This window comes from Acinetobacter sp. WU_MDCI_Abxc222 (assembly GCF_025514755.1).
GTDB classification, from domain to species: Bacteria; Pseudomonadota; Gammaproteobacteria; order Pseudomonadales; family Moraxellaceae; genus Acinetobacter; species Acinetobacter geminorum.
Genome location: NZ_JAHPVG010000003.1, coordinates 362,709 through 374,599, shown reverse-complemented (window position 1 = coordinate 374,599; position 11,891 = coordinate 362,709). Strand labels below are relative to the sequence as shown.

The 11,891-nt window shown below is 36.4% G+C and carries 16 protein-coding genes; 8 read left to right on the top strand and 8 right to left on the bottom strand.

All coding sequences use genetic code 11. The features are described 5' to 3' along the window. Positions 1–6: 6 nt before the first annotated feature. Both cydX and KTJ10_RS07740 read left to right on the top strand, forming a co-directional pair. Positions 7–108 (top strand): cytochrome bd-I oxidase subunit CydX, encoded by a 102-nt coding sequence (gene cydX, locus KTJ10_RS07745; protein WP_002120988.1) that lies wholly within the window; start codon positions 7–9, stop codon positions 106–108. Then, on the top strand, positions 109–408 hold the full coding sequence (locus KTJ10_RS07740; protein WP_086265577.1) for a cyd operon YbgE family protein: 300 nt from the start codon (positions 109–111) through the stop codon (positions 406–408). 64 nt (positions 409–472) lie between these two features. On the opposite strand, the gene KTJ10_RS07735 is transcribed toward KTJ10_RS07740, so the two are convergent. From KTJ10_RS07735 to KTJ10_RS07715, 5 genes are all read right to left on the bottom strand, one after another. Continuing rightward, positions 473–1,144, bottom strand: a complete 672-nt coding sequence (locus tag KTJ10_RS07735; RefSeq protein WP_262441739.1) for a DUF2057 domain-containing protein — start codon at positions 1,142–1,144, stop codon at positions 473–475. A 220-nt stretch (positions 1,145–1,364) separates the two neighbouring features. Further along, positions 1,365–1,961, bottom strand: coding sequence for a nitroreductase family protein (locus KTJ10_RS07730; RefSeq protein ID WP_031948528.1), 597 nt, complete (start codon positions 1,959–1,961; stop codon positions 1,365–1,367). A gap of 187 nt (positions 1,962–2,148) precedes the next feature. Then, positions 2,149–3,261: a signal recognition particle-docking protein FtsY gene (gene ftsY / locus KTJ10_RS07725; RefSeq protein WP_019767698.1), complete on the bottom strand. Its 1,113-nt coding sequence runs from the start codon at positions 3,259–3,261 to the stop codon at positions 2,149–2,151. A gap of 120 nt (positions 3,262–3,381) precedes the next feature. Then, entirely contained in the window at positions 3,382–3,708 is a 327-nt protein-coding gene (locus KTJ10_RS07720; RefSeq protein WP_002120920.1) for a hypothetical protein, read from the bottom strand. A 99-nt stretch (positions 3,709–3,807) separates the two neighbouring features. Further along, complete coding sequence (locus KTJ10_RS07715; RefSeq protein WP_002120892.1) at positions 3,808–4,167, bottom strand: hypothetical protein; 360 nt, start codon at positions 4,165–4,167, stop codon at positions 3,808–3,810. A 216-nt stretch (positions 4,168–4,383) separates the two neighbouring features. On the opposite strand from KTJ10_RS07715, the gene KTJ10_RS07710 reads away from it, so the two are divergent. From KTJ10_RS07710 to KTJ10_RS07700, 3 genes are all read left to right on the top strand, one after another. Beyond that, a complete protein-coding gene (locus tag KTJ10_RS07710) occupies positions 4,384–4,617 on the top strand; it encodes a hypothetical protein (RefSeq protein ID WP_002121063.1) in 234 nt (77 codons plus the stop codon). Positions 4,618–4,928: 311 nt separating this feature from the next. Beyond that, entirely contained in the window at positions 4,929–5,303 is a 375-nt protein-coding gene (locus KTJ10_RS07705) for a DUF2750 domain-containing protein (RefSeq protein ID WP_262441737.1), read from the top strand. Positions 5,304–5,450: 147 nt separating this feature from the next. Next, on the top strand, positions 5,451–5,882 hold the full coding sequence (locus KTJ10_RS07700) for a CBS domain-containing protein (RefSeq protein WP_004791938.1): 432 nt from the start codon (positions 5,451–5,453) through the stop codon (positions 5,880–5,882). Positions 5,883–5,939: 57 nt separating this feature from the next. Here the strand turns inward: KTJ10_RS07700 and KTJ10_RS07695 are convergent, their stop codons facing one another. After that, positions 5,940–7,148 carry an aspartate aminotransferase family protein gene (locus tag KTJ10_RS07695; protein WP_262441736.1) on the bottom strand — a complete coding sequence of 403 codons (1,209 nt, stop codon included), beginning with the start codon at positions 7,146–7,148 and terminating at the stop codon, positions 5,940–5,942. 227 nt (positions 7,149–7,375) lie between these two features. Between KTJ10_RS07695 and grxD the strand changes: the two genes are divergently transcribed. Then, positions 7,376–7,717, top strand: coding sequence for a Grx4 family monothiol glutaredoxin (gene grxD, locus KTJ10_RS07690; RefSeq protein WP_002120913.1), 342 nt, complete (start codon positions 7,376–7,378; stop codon positions 7,715–7,717). A 47-nt stretch (positions 7,718–7,764) separates the two neighbouring features. On the opposite strand, the gene KTJ10_RS07685 is transcribed toward grxD, so the two are convergent. Then, positions 7,765–8,088, bottom strand: coding sequence for a hypothetical protein (locus tag KTJ10_RS07685; protein WP_199993190.1), 324 nt, complete (start codon positions 8,086–8,088; stop codon positions 7,765–7,767). Positions 8,089–8,330: 242 nt separating this feature from the next. On the opposite strand from KTJ10_RS07685, the gene KTJ10_RS07680 reads away from it, so the two are divergent. Next, the gene (locus KTJ10_RS07680; protein ID WP_086265582.1) at positions 8,331–9,230 is read left to right on the top strand and encodes a LysR family transcriptional regulator; all 900 of its coding nucleotides are present in this window, start codon (positions 8,331–8,333) and stop codon (positions 9,228–9,230) included. 48 nt (positions 9,231–9,278) lie between these two features. Here the strand turns inward: KTJ10_RS07680 and map are convergent, their stop codons facing one another. Continuing rightward, positions 9,279–10,073 (bottom strand): type I methionyl aminopeptidase, encoded by a 795-nt coding sequence (gene map / locus KTJ10_RS07675; protein ID WP_262441734.1) that lies wholly within the window; start codon positions 10,071–10,073, stop codon positions 9,279–9,281. Positions 10,074–10,425: 352 nt separating this feature from the next. Between map and brnQ the strand changes: the two genes are divergently transcribed. Further along, positions 10,426–11,727, top strand: a complete 1,302-nt coding sequence (gene brnQ, locus KTJ10_RS07670; RefSeq protein WP_262441733.1) for a branched-chain amino acid transport system II carrier protein — start codon at positions 10,426–10,428, stop codon at positions 11,725–11,727. Positions 11,728–11,891 lie beyond the last annotated feature (164 nt).

Genomic DNA, 11,891 nt, shown 5'->3' with positions numbered 1-11,891 from the left:
AAAACTATGTGGTATTTCGCATGGATCCTAGGCATTTTGATGGCATGTTTTGCGGGTGTACTCAGCGCGCTTTATATCGAACATCATCAAGATTTAGATGAGGAATAAATGATGGCAAAAGCAATGACAGCATCAAATCATCGAAAAGCTCAAGCATTTGCAATGGCCCTTTCTTTTCTGTTGGCATTGCCTCTTGCTGCAATTTTGTTGGTTTACCCTTCACTCATGCTAGATGCTAATGGGCACTACAATCATAGCCTGCTTATGCTGGTCATGATTGGTATTTCTGGTGGATTTATTTACGGAGTGGGTTTCGTACCCAACTTCTGGTTATGGAAGTGGTTATTTAGCCCATGGGTGGCTTGGCCTCTCATGCTCTTAGGCTATTACATCTGGTTCCTAACCTAAATCAAAAAGACCTCATCTGAGGTCTTTTTTCATTTCAACCAACTTAATAGGTACTAATAGTAAATTAATTTGATTGTTCAGCTAACCATGCCATAAATTTTTGACGCTCAGCTTTAGAAGCTTTTTGCCAAGTTTCTACTAAACGTTGATCATTCGTTTGGGCTACACCTGTTACAGGTATAGATGTTGGAGCTGGTACAGCCACCTGAGCAGAAGTAGGTTTAGCAGAGGCATACACTGCCTCAGGCTGCGATTTAGATGATTTAGTCGTAAAGTCAGTGACTTTACCCAACAAGCCAGTTGCAAACCATGGTTTTGCCTCATTGTTTGCACCAGTTTGTTGTACTATTAATTCATTATTTGCGCTGTACAAAGCCACTGTTGGTTGCTCAGCATATTTCTTAGCCTGTTCAAATTGTTTTGGTGCATCTACCATTGCGAGCTTATAAGTTTGCCCATCTTTGAGAGCCGGAGTTTGAATTGTGACTACTCCAGATTTAACAATGTCATGCTCCCCGCTTAAATGTTCAAAGTATTCTTGGTAGCGCACACTTAAGCTTGTTTCACCAGCATCGACTTTATAATTATTTTTAGATGAACGAAATAACCCAGAGTTGACTTCCTGACCATTCACCGCAAGGATTACAATTTCCTCTGGTGCTGTAATTGTAACTGCTGAAAATACCGAACCGCTGAGTAATAAACCAATTGCAGCAACACCTAATCTTAAAGTCATCTGTCTCTTTCTCTGTGTTTGATAAGCTATTAAATCATGAGCAATATGCAATATGATTGTGACTATTTTATGACAAAGCAGTTATCGACTAATTTCTTGATTTATTATTTTGAAATATGTATTTGAATTTCACAAATTTTCGTTTTATGTATTCCTCCTATTCATTCTAAAAACATAAAAAGAGCACCTAAAATAGGTGCTCTTTTTAACTTCAATTAAATTAATTGAAAGTTTTGAAACGATCAGCATCATTAATAAATGCTTTTTCACCTGCTGGTGCTTCAACAGAACCAAATACTAATTGAGCACGTAATTTCCAAGTTGCAGGAACATCAAATGCTTCAGCTGCGTCTGCATCGACAATTGGGTTATAGTGCTGTAAAGAAGCACCTAAACCAAGCTCTGAAAGTGCAGTCCAAGTTGCAAATTGAGCAATCGCACTTGAGTGTTCAGACCATACTGGGAAGTTGTCTGCATATAATTCGAATTGCTCTTGTAAGCTTTTAACAACAGCTTGGTCTTCATAAAATAAAACCGTACCAACACCAGCTACAAAGCTATCAATTTTTGCATTTGTACCTGCAAAAGCATCGGCAGGAACAATTTTACGCAACGCTTCACGAACTAAATTCCAAAATTTAGCATGAGATTCACCGTATAATGTCACTACACGTGAAGATTGTGAGTTAAAAGCTGAAGGACTGTGCTTAACAGCTTCACGGATAGTTTCTTCAATTTTAGTGCGATCTAATGCAACGTTTTTACCAATTGCATAAATTGTACGACGGTTTTTAATTTTATCTAAGAAAGTAGACATTTTGTTATTTCCTACCTATTGATTTGACCAAGGGCCGTTGTTTGGGAATGAATACAGTGTATTAAAGTCATTTTTCATAATCAGCATTAAAAATATGACAGTTCGTTTTATTTTCGCAACAATAAAAAAGATATACATATAAAAAAGCTTCACGATTTAGTGAAGCTTTTTAAGGTTACCAACCAATTTACTTATCAGTTTCAAACAGTGCAGCAACAAAAGATTTAGCCGAGAATGGTCTTAAATCATCTATTTTTTCACCTACACCAATAAAACGAATTGGCACATGGGTGCGACTTGCAATATTAAAGAGTACACCGCCTTTCGCAGTTCCATCCAACTTAGTAATGGTAATACCCGTTAAACCTACAGCTTGATCAAACTCTTGTACTTGGTTAATCGCGTTTTGACCTGTTCCTGCATCTACCACCAACATAATTTCGTGCGGTGCAGTTGCATCAATTTTTTGCATAACACGTTTAACTTTTTTGAGTTCTTCCATCAAGTTACTCTTATTATGTAAACGACCTGCCGTATCCGCAATTAATACGTCAATTCCTTTAGCACGAGCACTTTCAAAGGCATCAAAAATAACAGAAGCACTATCAGCTCCATGACCTTGCGCTACTACAGAGATATCGTTACGTTCGCCCCAGATCTGTAATTGCTCAGTTGCTGCGGCGCGGAATGTGTCACCAGCAGCCAACATCACTTTTTTACCTTCACCTTGTAAACGTTTCGCCAACTTACCAATAGTTGTAGTTTTACCCACTCCATTTACCCCAACCATTAAAATCACATAAGGTGACTTATTAGGGTCAATATGCAATGGTTTAACACGTGGAGCCAACAAAGCAACTAACTCTTCTTGTAACGCTTTATATAAAGAGTGGGAATAGATCAAATCACCACGAGCTGTACGCTCTGTTAAATTGGTAATGATGGTTTTAGTTGCTTCAACACCAATATCTGCAACCAATAATTGCTCTTCGACTTCTTCAAGTAATTCATCGTCAATTTCCTTTCCGCCAATCAAGATATTGACCATACCATCAGCGAAATTACGACGAGTTTTGGTTAAGCCTTCTTTCATCCGGCCAAAAAAACCAGTTTTTGGTTGTTCAGCCGCTGTTCCTGTAGAAGCTACTTCGTCTTTAGCTACTTCAATATTTTCTTGTGCTTTAGCAGGAGATTCAACGATGGGAACATCGATAGCAGGTAAATTAGGTAATGTGACATCGTCATCACCGATCTCAGCATCTATCAAGAATTTATTTTGCATATTCGATTGTTGCTCCATGCGGATTCCTTGAAAAGCAGCGCGTTTAAAAAGATAAAGTTTAGCATAAATTCAAAATTTTGCCTGCCACAATAGTGCTCAAAAAGCTTTGGAAACCAAGAATTAGCCTGATTAACCTATTTACTGAGTATCTTCCTGAGCAAGTGCTGGATATTGTCTAATATGAGCACCTTCAAATTGATATGCATGCATTAACTTTAAATACTCTGCTCTATGAATTTCTGATTGAGCTATTAGCAGTTCAGCCATATCCTGAGTTTTAGGATAAGTAGCCTGATGAGAGAGTTGTATAATTCGTTGATATTGTTCCGGACTAATAGGCCGAAGTAATGCTAAATATGACAGCACAAAAATACAACCAATGACAATAACCACAAATAGGTTAAAACATTGATCAACTTTTAACTCAGACTTTAATTTAAGAAAATTTTGTTTGAATATGAGCATGACCTACCTCGAATTAGTGTAGTGTAGGGTTCAATACTCATAAGCACAAGATCAAACATCCAGTAAGGCCAAGAAACATACCTTACTGGATCATAATACTTAGCTTATTAGTGAACGAATAACGGAAAAGTATAAAATTGCTGCAATAATCACCAAGACTAAAAACATCGCAAAAATACTTAAACCTTCTTCAGCATCGGCTGGATGCAGTTCGTCTTCGTCGGCAATTTTTCTCAGTTCACCATCATAAACTTGATAAAACCAGTTTTTTTGTGCAGGTTCCAAATGCCGTGCAAAGTCAAATACCCTTTTGCGCTGAGCAAGACAATAATCCCCTAAATGGATCTCTTGATGAAAGATCGCTTCGTCTAATAGCTTACGATGATAATGGGCTAGTTCTATGATTTGTTCCTCTCTTGGTGGAGTATCAAAAACAAAGCCATCGATAGTATTTGTCATATTTTATTCTCCTTGTCTTTTATTCTCATATTGATTTTACTCAAAATTATTTGTGAATAATGTTTAATCATGTATCCTAATAGTGAATTAACTGGTATGCACCAATAGTTGACAAATCCATTAATTTGTAATATTAGTTTAATAATTCTAAGTTAAATTAATTTAAAGGCAGTGGCCTTTAGAAAAAGTAATCATAATTACAATAAGGAGTTTTCTATGATTCAACGTATCTCTCATCATGATTTAGAACATGTGTACGCAACTGCAGTAAACACAATTCACTCTCAAATGAATTTTCAGGATGCAGTTGCACAGTTAGAAGAAGTTGCTCGTGCTGGGCACGGTAAAGCTGCTCTGTTTTTAGCAGAATTGTATTATCAAGGTTTCCGTGTTGAACGTGACTCACTTAAAGCACAATATTGGCAAAAGTTAGCCACAATGCAAGCATAAAGAAACGTCACTTATGTGGCGTTTTTTTATGCCCGTAAAAACCCGAATTTATCAATTTATCAAAAGCTTTACTTCGCCACTTCAATCGTGGCTCAGGTGGCGTTTTTTTATGCCTGTATAAAAATTTCTTTAAATATAATTCACTACGGACTTGGTTTGTATTGTATTGCACCAGAGGCTTTAGCCGCTTTAAGTAAAGGACATGAATTTCACAGTTGGAATATTTGTTTACGATTTGATACCTGTTTAAACTGAAATGTCATCTGATTTTTTTATAATAAGCAAGACAAGTTAGAACCTTTAAATCCACAATGAAAAGTTTAAGTAATCTACAACCGGTTTCAAGAGACTTGATGATTAAGATTTATATTTTAAGAACCATGATGTATTGCGGGGTTCTTTGGGGATTATTTCATCAAGGATGGGCAATTAAATCAGATCAGGAAGACTTTATTTTTCCTTTTTGGCTTAATGGGTTGCAGGCACATCGCTACGCAAAAGAGCATTGGCCCCACTACAAACCAAGAAGAATTACACCTAAAGATTTCCATGAGTCTTTACTACCAACTTTAACTCGACTTAACGTCACTCCTGCTCTGTTTAATTCATCTCATAGAAAATTAAAGTTATCTACACAGCAAATGCAACATTTCTTTTTCAAACATCCGCATTGGCAAGAAGCATAAAACTTTTCTTTAGTTTCCTACTGATCAATATAGAATGCTTTTTGAACGCTTGAATGTGAAACTTGCATTTGAATGACTATCAAGTCTTTGCATTTTTATAAAATCAAGCTAATTTAAATCAAAATGATAAAACACAGGACAGAAGAAATGACAATCGTTGCACAAGTAATCAAGAACAAATCAGAGCAAGATATTTTTACAATTTCTCCAGAAGCCACTGTCCTTGAAGCAATTAAGATCATGGCTGATAAAGGGATTGGTGCACTCGTGGTAGCTGAAGGAGAAAAAGTTGTCGGAATTTTATCTGAACGTGACTACACGCGAAAAGTAACGCTTATGGAACGTTCATCATATAGCACCACAGTCGCTGAAATTATGACATCCAAAGTACTTACGGTAAGCTTAAATAACACGGTTGAAGAATGTTTGCAGCTCATGACAGATCGTCATTTACGTCACTTACCTGTATTAGACAATGAAAAACTAGTTGGATTTATCTCTATTGGTGACTTAGTAAAAGCAGCAATGGAAGATCAGAAAAATCTCATTGAACAGTTAAAACAGTACATTTCTGGTTAATTATTTCGCATAAAAAAATGGGCATTTATATGCCCATTTTTTATTGATATAAAAAACTTAAAGATAGTTATTAATTAAAGCGACTAAACGCTCTAGTAAGTCATCAGCCTGTGCTTGAGTCATATTAATTGGTGGCAATAAACGCACTACAGAACCAGCTGTAACATTAATAATAAGCTTGTGTTTATCACGAGCAATTGCAACGAGTTCAGCACAGTCTTTAGGCAATTGAATACCAATCATCATACCAAAGCCACGTACTTGCACATTTTTATCTGCCAATTGCGCACGTAATTGATCAACAATATAACCACCAACGACTGCCGCATTTTCTACAGCATTTTCTTTTTGGATGGTATCTATTACTGTATAAACCACACGAGAACCAAGTACTGTGCCACCGTAAGTAGAACCATGACTACCTGGTCCTAATAAGCCAACAGCTTTACCTTGTGTCATTACAGCCCCCACTGGAAAGCCATTACCAAGTCCTTTCGCAGTCGTAAGAACATCGGGTACAATATTTGTGTGCTGATAAGCAAAATACTTGCCTGTACGACCATTACCAGTTTGGATTTCATCTAGCATCATTAGCCAGTTATGTTGATTACATATGATGCGAACTTCTTCAAGATAGCTAAAGCCCTGAGGCGCAGTATTAATACCACCCTCACCTTGAATTGGCTCAATCAAAATCGCAACAATATCTGGATGCTGTAAAGCAGCTTCTTGAATTGCTTCTACATCACCAAATGGCACACGAATAAAATCACTGGTTAATGGAGCAAAACCTTCTTGTACTTTTTTATTACCAGTTGCTGAAAGTGTTGCTAAAGTACGACCATGAAAAGATTGCTCTGCCACAATTATCTTTGGTGAACTTATACCTTGTTGAGTACCAAATTTACGAGCAATTTTAATGGCGCCTTCATTTGACTCCGCACCACTGTTTGAAAAGAAGATCTCTTCCATTCCTGAAACTTCAGCCAGCTTCTGAGCAGCAGCCGTTTGCCAAGGAATTTCAAATAGGTTACTTGTATGTACCAGTGTTGCAGCCTGTTCAGCAATTGCTTCTGCAATGACTGGATGCGCATGACCTAAACCACATACAGCAATACCGGTTAAAGCATCTAAATATTCTGTGCCATCTTCGGTATATAGATATGCTCCTCGGCCTCGTACAAAACTGATCGCTTGGCGACCATAAGTAGCCATTAAATGTGATGGTTGATCAGGTTGTATTGGAGCTAGGGTAATATCATTCATAACGAACTCTGTCTGTATGAGGTTTTAGGAAGGGTTTATATAAGCAAAAACTAGCTCTGATGAAAAGTCTCATCACTCATTTATCTAAAATTTCGTCCGCTTTCCACTATCACTTCGGTTTATACAATAAAATATTGAATATTCAATGCAACTTTAAGTAATCAGGTGGTTTGCAAAGCGATGTAAACACCCCCTATAATGCTGCTAGATTAGTTGAGGATCTCTTTATGACTGAACAAGCACGTGATACTGAAGCGTTAATCCGCGATCAAATTGCGAAGCATCCCGTTTTACTTTACATGAAAGGCACTCCACAGTTTCCACAATGTGGTTTCTCTGCACGTGCTGTAGAGGCGCTCAGTCAAATTGGTCGTCCATTTGCATATGTAAATATTTTGGAAAACCCTGATATTCGTGCAACCTTACCAAAAATTGCGAACTGGCCAACATTCCCGCAACTTTGGGTAAATGGCGAACTTATTGGCGGTAGCGATATCATGCTCGAAATGTTCCAAAATGGCGAATTAAAACCATTAGTTGAACAATATAGCGCAGCGCCAGAAGCGTAAATAATAAAAAAGCCAATCAATAGATTGGCTTTTTTATACTCTCAATCTTAACGATCACTTACCCCGACATAGCGAAATAAATTTTCCACACCTAAATCAGATTTTAAAATAATTAGATTTTCATAAGTTGTTGTTGTGAGAGCTTCAAAAATATTCATATTCGGATCTTCATGTAACTCATCTACACTCTGATCCATACACTCTTCAAATCGATCAGCAATAAATTCAAACCCTAAGTCCATAGCAATAAATAAAGTATGTTCACATGGCTGAACATATTGTTCTTGTGCCCAGTCAATTATCGCTTGTTTGCAAAATGGACATTCAATATTCGCAGAAGCATCGTTAAGTTCAATCAATTGATAGTGCATTAGATTTGAGAAATAAGGAAAATGATAGTGTAAGAGAAATTAATTAAAAGTTCTAGAAAAGGCTATAGACACTTAGTAGAAAATATACATTAAAATTGCATTGTAATTACAATGCAATTTTAATTTTTCACTTAAGCTAAATATGTTAGTATATGTTTTAATTACAAAAAATTTAGTTTAAAAATTATCGTTGCAAAAATAATAATGTAAAATCATGGTTGTTGCAGAAATAGGATATTTTAATGCTCACTGATCTTGATGATTTTTATTGTTTTGCTCTCGTCGTTGAGCATGGTGGCTTTAGTGCTGCTGAGCGTGTAACGGATATACCAAAATCAAAATTAAGCCGTCGCGTGTACAGCCTCGAAGAGAATTTAGGAGTTCGCCTGATTCAACGTAGCTCACGCCACTTTGCTGTTACAGATATTGGGATGGATATTTATAGACATGCTCAGGTCATGATGAATGCTGCACAAGCTGCTCACGATCTGGTTGATCATCTAAGTATTCAACCTAGAGGTGTTGTAAAAGTTAGTGTTCCTGTTGATATTGCTCAAAATCAACTCCCTAAAATCCTGCCTGCTTTCTTAAAAAAATATCCAGAAATTCGTTTGCAACTTATGGTCAGCAATCGTCGAGTAGATGTCATTAATGAAGGAATTGATATTGCTTTACGTATTCGTTCAAAACTTGATGACGATCCAAGTTTAGTTCTTAGACAGTTTGCCCTTATACAACAAAGTCTATTCGCAAGTCAGGCATATTTAAATGAATTTGGAGATATAAAAAATCCCGAACAACTTAGCGAACACCGCATTTTAAGTTTATCTGAAGAACATCTTGATCAACAATTCATTTTACATGGCCCTGATAATCAGCAAAAGAAAGTCAAAGTCAGTCCTACTGTAATGGGTACAAATATTCATATGTTAGCGCAATTGGCTAGTCAAAGCTGTGGCATCGCTTTATTACCTGAGAGCGCAGCAGAAGATTTTGTAAAATCTGGGCAACTCCTACCAATCTTACCCGAATGGAAAGCACCCCATGGTGTATTCCATGCAGTTTATCCATCACGCCGAGGGTTGCTACCTGCTGTTCGAGTGTTTATTGATTATTTAGTAGAACATCTTTCCGAACACTAAAATGAATTAAAATAAAAAAGTTCGACAATTATCGAACTTTTTTATTATTCAAATTATAGGATAGTTTACTACACCTTCCGGCCAAGGCGTTAATAGTTCAAAGCCAGTATCTGTTACTGCAACCATATGTTCCCATTGAGCAGATAGTGAAAGATCCTGAGTAACGACGGTCCATCCATCATTTAACTCTTTTACCTGTGGCCTACCTGCATTAATCATAGGTTCAATAGTAAATACCATACCTTTCTTTAAGACCATGCCTTGTCCGCGCTGCCCATAATGCAAAATATTGGGTTGCTCGTGATAAACCTTACCAATCCCATGTCCACAATATTCGCGGACAATACTATATCCTTCTCGATGAGCAACCGACTGAATAGCATAGCCAATATCGCCTAACGTAGCTCCAGGCTTAACAGTATGAATACCAGCAACCATTGCCTCATATGTTGTTTCGACAAGTTTTTTTGCCTGTGGATTTACATTACCCACAAAATACATACGGCTCGTATCACCAAAATAGCCATCTTTAATAATGGCAACATCAATATTAATAATATCGCCATCTTTTAAAATTTTATTGGGTGATGGTATCCCATGACAAACAACTTCATTTACAGAAGTACATATAGTTTTAGTGAAACCATGATAACCCACATTCGCAGGAATAACTTTTAAAGTATTTACAATATAGTCATTACAGAGGTTATCTAAATATTCAGTAGATACACCCGGTTTAATATATGCCCCTATCATTTCTAAAACTTTCGCAGCAAGACGTCCAGAAACTCTTAACTTTTCTAGATCTTGTTCAGTTTTTATTGTAACAGTAGAAGCTCTCATTCGGTTTTATCCTCGTAGATACTGCTTTTACAATACCTACAAAAATGTAAGTTAATTTAGAATATTTTAGAACGGATATAGGATAGGCTGGAAGCTTTATATGCCCAAATATTCAACAGTCATAATAGAAATTTATATTTTTATTCTTGCATAATTTCTTTAAAAAGTCAGATATAAAAAATAATTTCCCAGATTCTTTCAATGGTTTTTCAATTACATACCTTAACCAGTTGATATTTTTAATATCTATTAATGGATTTTGAGCTTCGAAAAAAATCTTTTTCACATAAAATACCGCTTGATCATGCTCTCTTTTGCTCTAAAATTCCTTCTTTTTTATTAATTTTAATTTATGCAACATCTTCGTACCGGAGATATTATTGCCCTAGGTTTTATGACCTTTGCCCTTTTTATTGGGGCTGGCAATATTATCTTTCCTCCCATTGTCGCTCAACAAGCCGGTGATCATGTATGGCTAGCCGCTATAGGCTTTTTGATTACTGCAGTTGGTCTACCTGTAATTACCATCATGGCACTCTCTCGTATGCAGGGTTCCATTGAAATTATTAGCTCTCCTCTTGGTCGAGTAGCAAGTCTGATTTTAACCGTTGTTTGTTATTTATCAGTAGGCCCTTTATTTGCTACTCCACGTACAGCTACTGTTTCTTATGAAATTGGTTTTTCATCTTATTTTGGAACATCAAGTAGTAGCCTTTTAATTTACAGCGCAATTTATTTTTCATTTGTAACTGTAGTTTCACTTTATCCTAACAAGTTATTGGATACAGTTGGACATGTGCTTGCCCCTCTAAAAATTATTGCTTTAGCAATTTTAGGCATTGCAGCAGTTATGATTCCTGCGGGTTATGTTCCTGCTCCAATCAACCATTACGTTGAATCTCCGGTTTCGGAAGGTTTCGTAAATGGTTACCTCACTATGGATACTTTAGGCGCACTAGTATTTGGTATCGTAATTATTCAAGCGATTTATTCGCGTGGTGTTACCGATAAAAAATTAGTGACTAAATATGCAATTATTGCCAGCCTTATTTCCGGTGCGGGTCTTACTTTAGTCTATTTAAGCTTATTCAAATTAGGTGTAGGTAGTCACGAAGTTGCGCCAAATGCAGCAAATGGTGCAGTAATTCTACATGCATATGTTCAACATGCTTTTGGCAATATGGGTTCATTATTCTTAACTGGCCTAATTTTTCTAGCATGTATGGTGACAGCGATTGGCTTAACTTGTGCTTGCGGTGAGTATTTTGCGCAGTTAACTAAATTGCCTTACAAACTTTTAGTATTCATTTTAGTTGGTTTCTCTTTCATTATTTCTAATCTTGGATTAACCAAACTTATTGCTGTATCAGTACCTGTTTTAAGCGCAATTTATCCCCCTGCAATTGTTGTGATTATGCTGAGCTTCTTTTGGAAATTTTGGCAAAAACCTTCTTTTATTGTCGGTTCGGTAACAAGTATTGCTTTAATTTTCGGTATTATTGACGGTATTAAAGTTGCTGGTTTTGGAGATTATTTACCTGAATTTCTTCAACATTTACCTTTAAATGAACAAAACTTAGCTTGGTTGATCCCATCTTTAGTTGTTCTAGCAATTACCGTAATTATCGACAAAGTTAAATTTAAAAGCATTTAATTTAGTGTCTCTTTTGAAATCGAGTTTTACCCAAACATGATTTTATATATTGAATAAAATGCTGAGTTTACCCAACCGGCATTTTATTTCCACACTACTTTCAATGACAAATCAACTATAGATATAATCATTTTTTACTGTAAAATTACACTAAAATAATTTTT

Bases quoted from the DNA above. Each gene is read 5' to 3' on its own strand.
- cydX (WP_002120988.1), top strand. From the start codon at position 7: ATGTGGTATTTCGCATGGATCCTAGGCATTTTGATGGCATGTTTTGCG.
- KTJ10_RS07740 (WP_086265577.1), top strand. From the start codon at position 109: ATGATGGCAAAAGCAATGACAGCATCAAATCATCGAAAAGCTCAAGCA.
- KTJ10_RS07735 (WP_262441739.1), bottom strand. From the start codon at position 1,144: ATGACTTTAAGATTAGGTGTTGCTGCAATTGGTTTATTACTCAGCGGT.
- KTJ10_RS07730 (WP_031948528.1), bottom strand. From the start codon at position 1,961: ATGTCTACTTTCTTAGATAAAATTAAAAACCGTCGTACAATTTATGCA.
- ftsY (WP_019767698.1), bottom strand. From the start codon at position 3,261: ATGGAGCAACAATCGAATATGCAAAATAAATTCTTGATAGATGCTGAG.
- KTJ10_RS07720 (WP_002120920.1), bottom strand. From the start codon at position 3,708: ATGCTCATATTCAAACAAAATTTTCTTAAATTAAAGTCTGAGTTAAAA.
- KTJ10_RS07715 (WP_002120892.1), bottom strand. From the start codon at position 4,167: ATGACAAATACTATCGATGGCTTTGTTTTTGATACTCCACCAAGAGAG.
- KTJ10_RS07710 (WP_002121063.1), top strand. From the start codon at position 4,384: ATGATTCAACGTATCTCTCATCATGATTTAGAACATGTGTACGCAACT.
- KTJ10_RS07705 (WP_262441737.1), top strand. From the start codon at position 4,929: ATGAAAAGTTTAAGTAATCTACAACCGGTTTCAAGAGACTTGATGATT.
- KTJ10_RS07700 (WP_004791938.1), top strand. From the start codon at position 5,451: ATGACAATCGTTGCACAAGTAATCAAGAACAAATCAGAGCAAGATATT.
- KTJ10_RS07695 (WP_262441736.1), bottom strand. From the start codon at position 7,148: ATGAATGATATTACCCTAGCTCCAATACAACCTGATCAACCATCACAT.
- grxD (WP_002120913.1), top strand. From the start codon at position 7,376: ATGACTGAACAAGCACGTGATACTGAAGCGTTAATCCGCGATCAAATT.
- KTJ10_RS07685 (WP_199993190.1), bottom strand. From the start codon at position 8,088: ATGCACTATCAATTGATTGAACTTAACGATGCTTCTGCGAATATTGAA.
- KTJ10_RS07680 (WP_086265582.1), top strand. From the start codon at position 8,331: ATGCTCACTGATCTTGATGATTTTTATTGTTTTGCTCTCGTCGTTGAG.
- map (WP_262441734.1), bottom strand. From the start codon at position 10,073: ATGAGAGCTTCTACTGTTACAATAAAAACTGAACAAGATCTAGAAAAG.
- brnQ (WP_262441733.1), top strand. From the start codon at position 10,426: ATGCAACATCTTCGTACCGGAGATATTATTGCCCTAGGTTTTATGACC.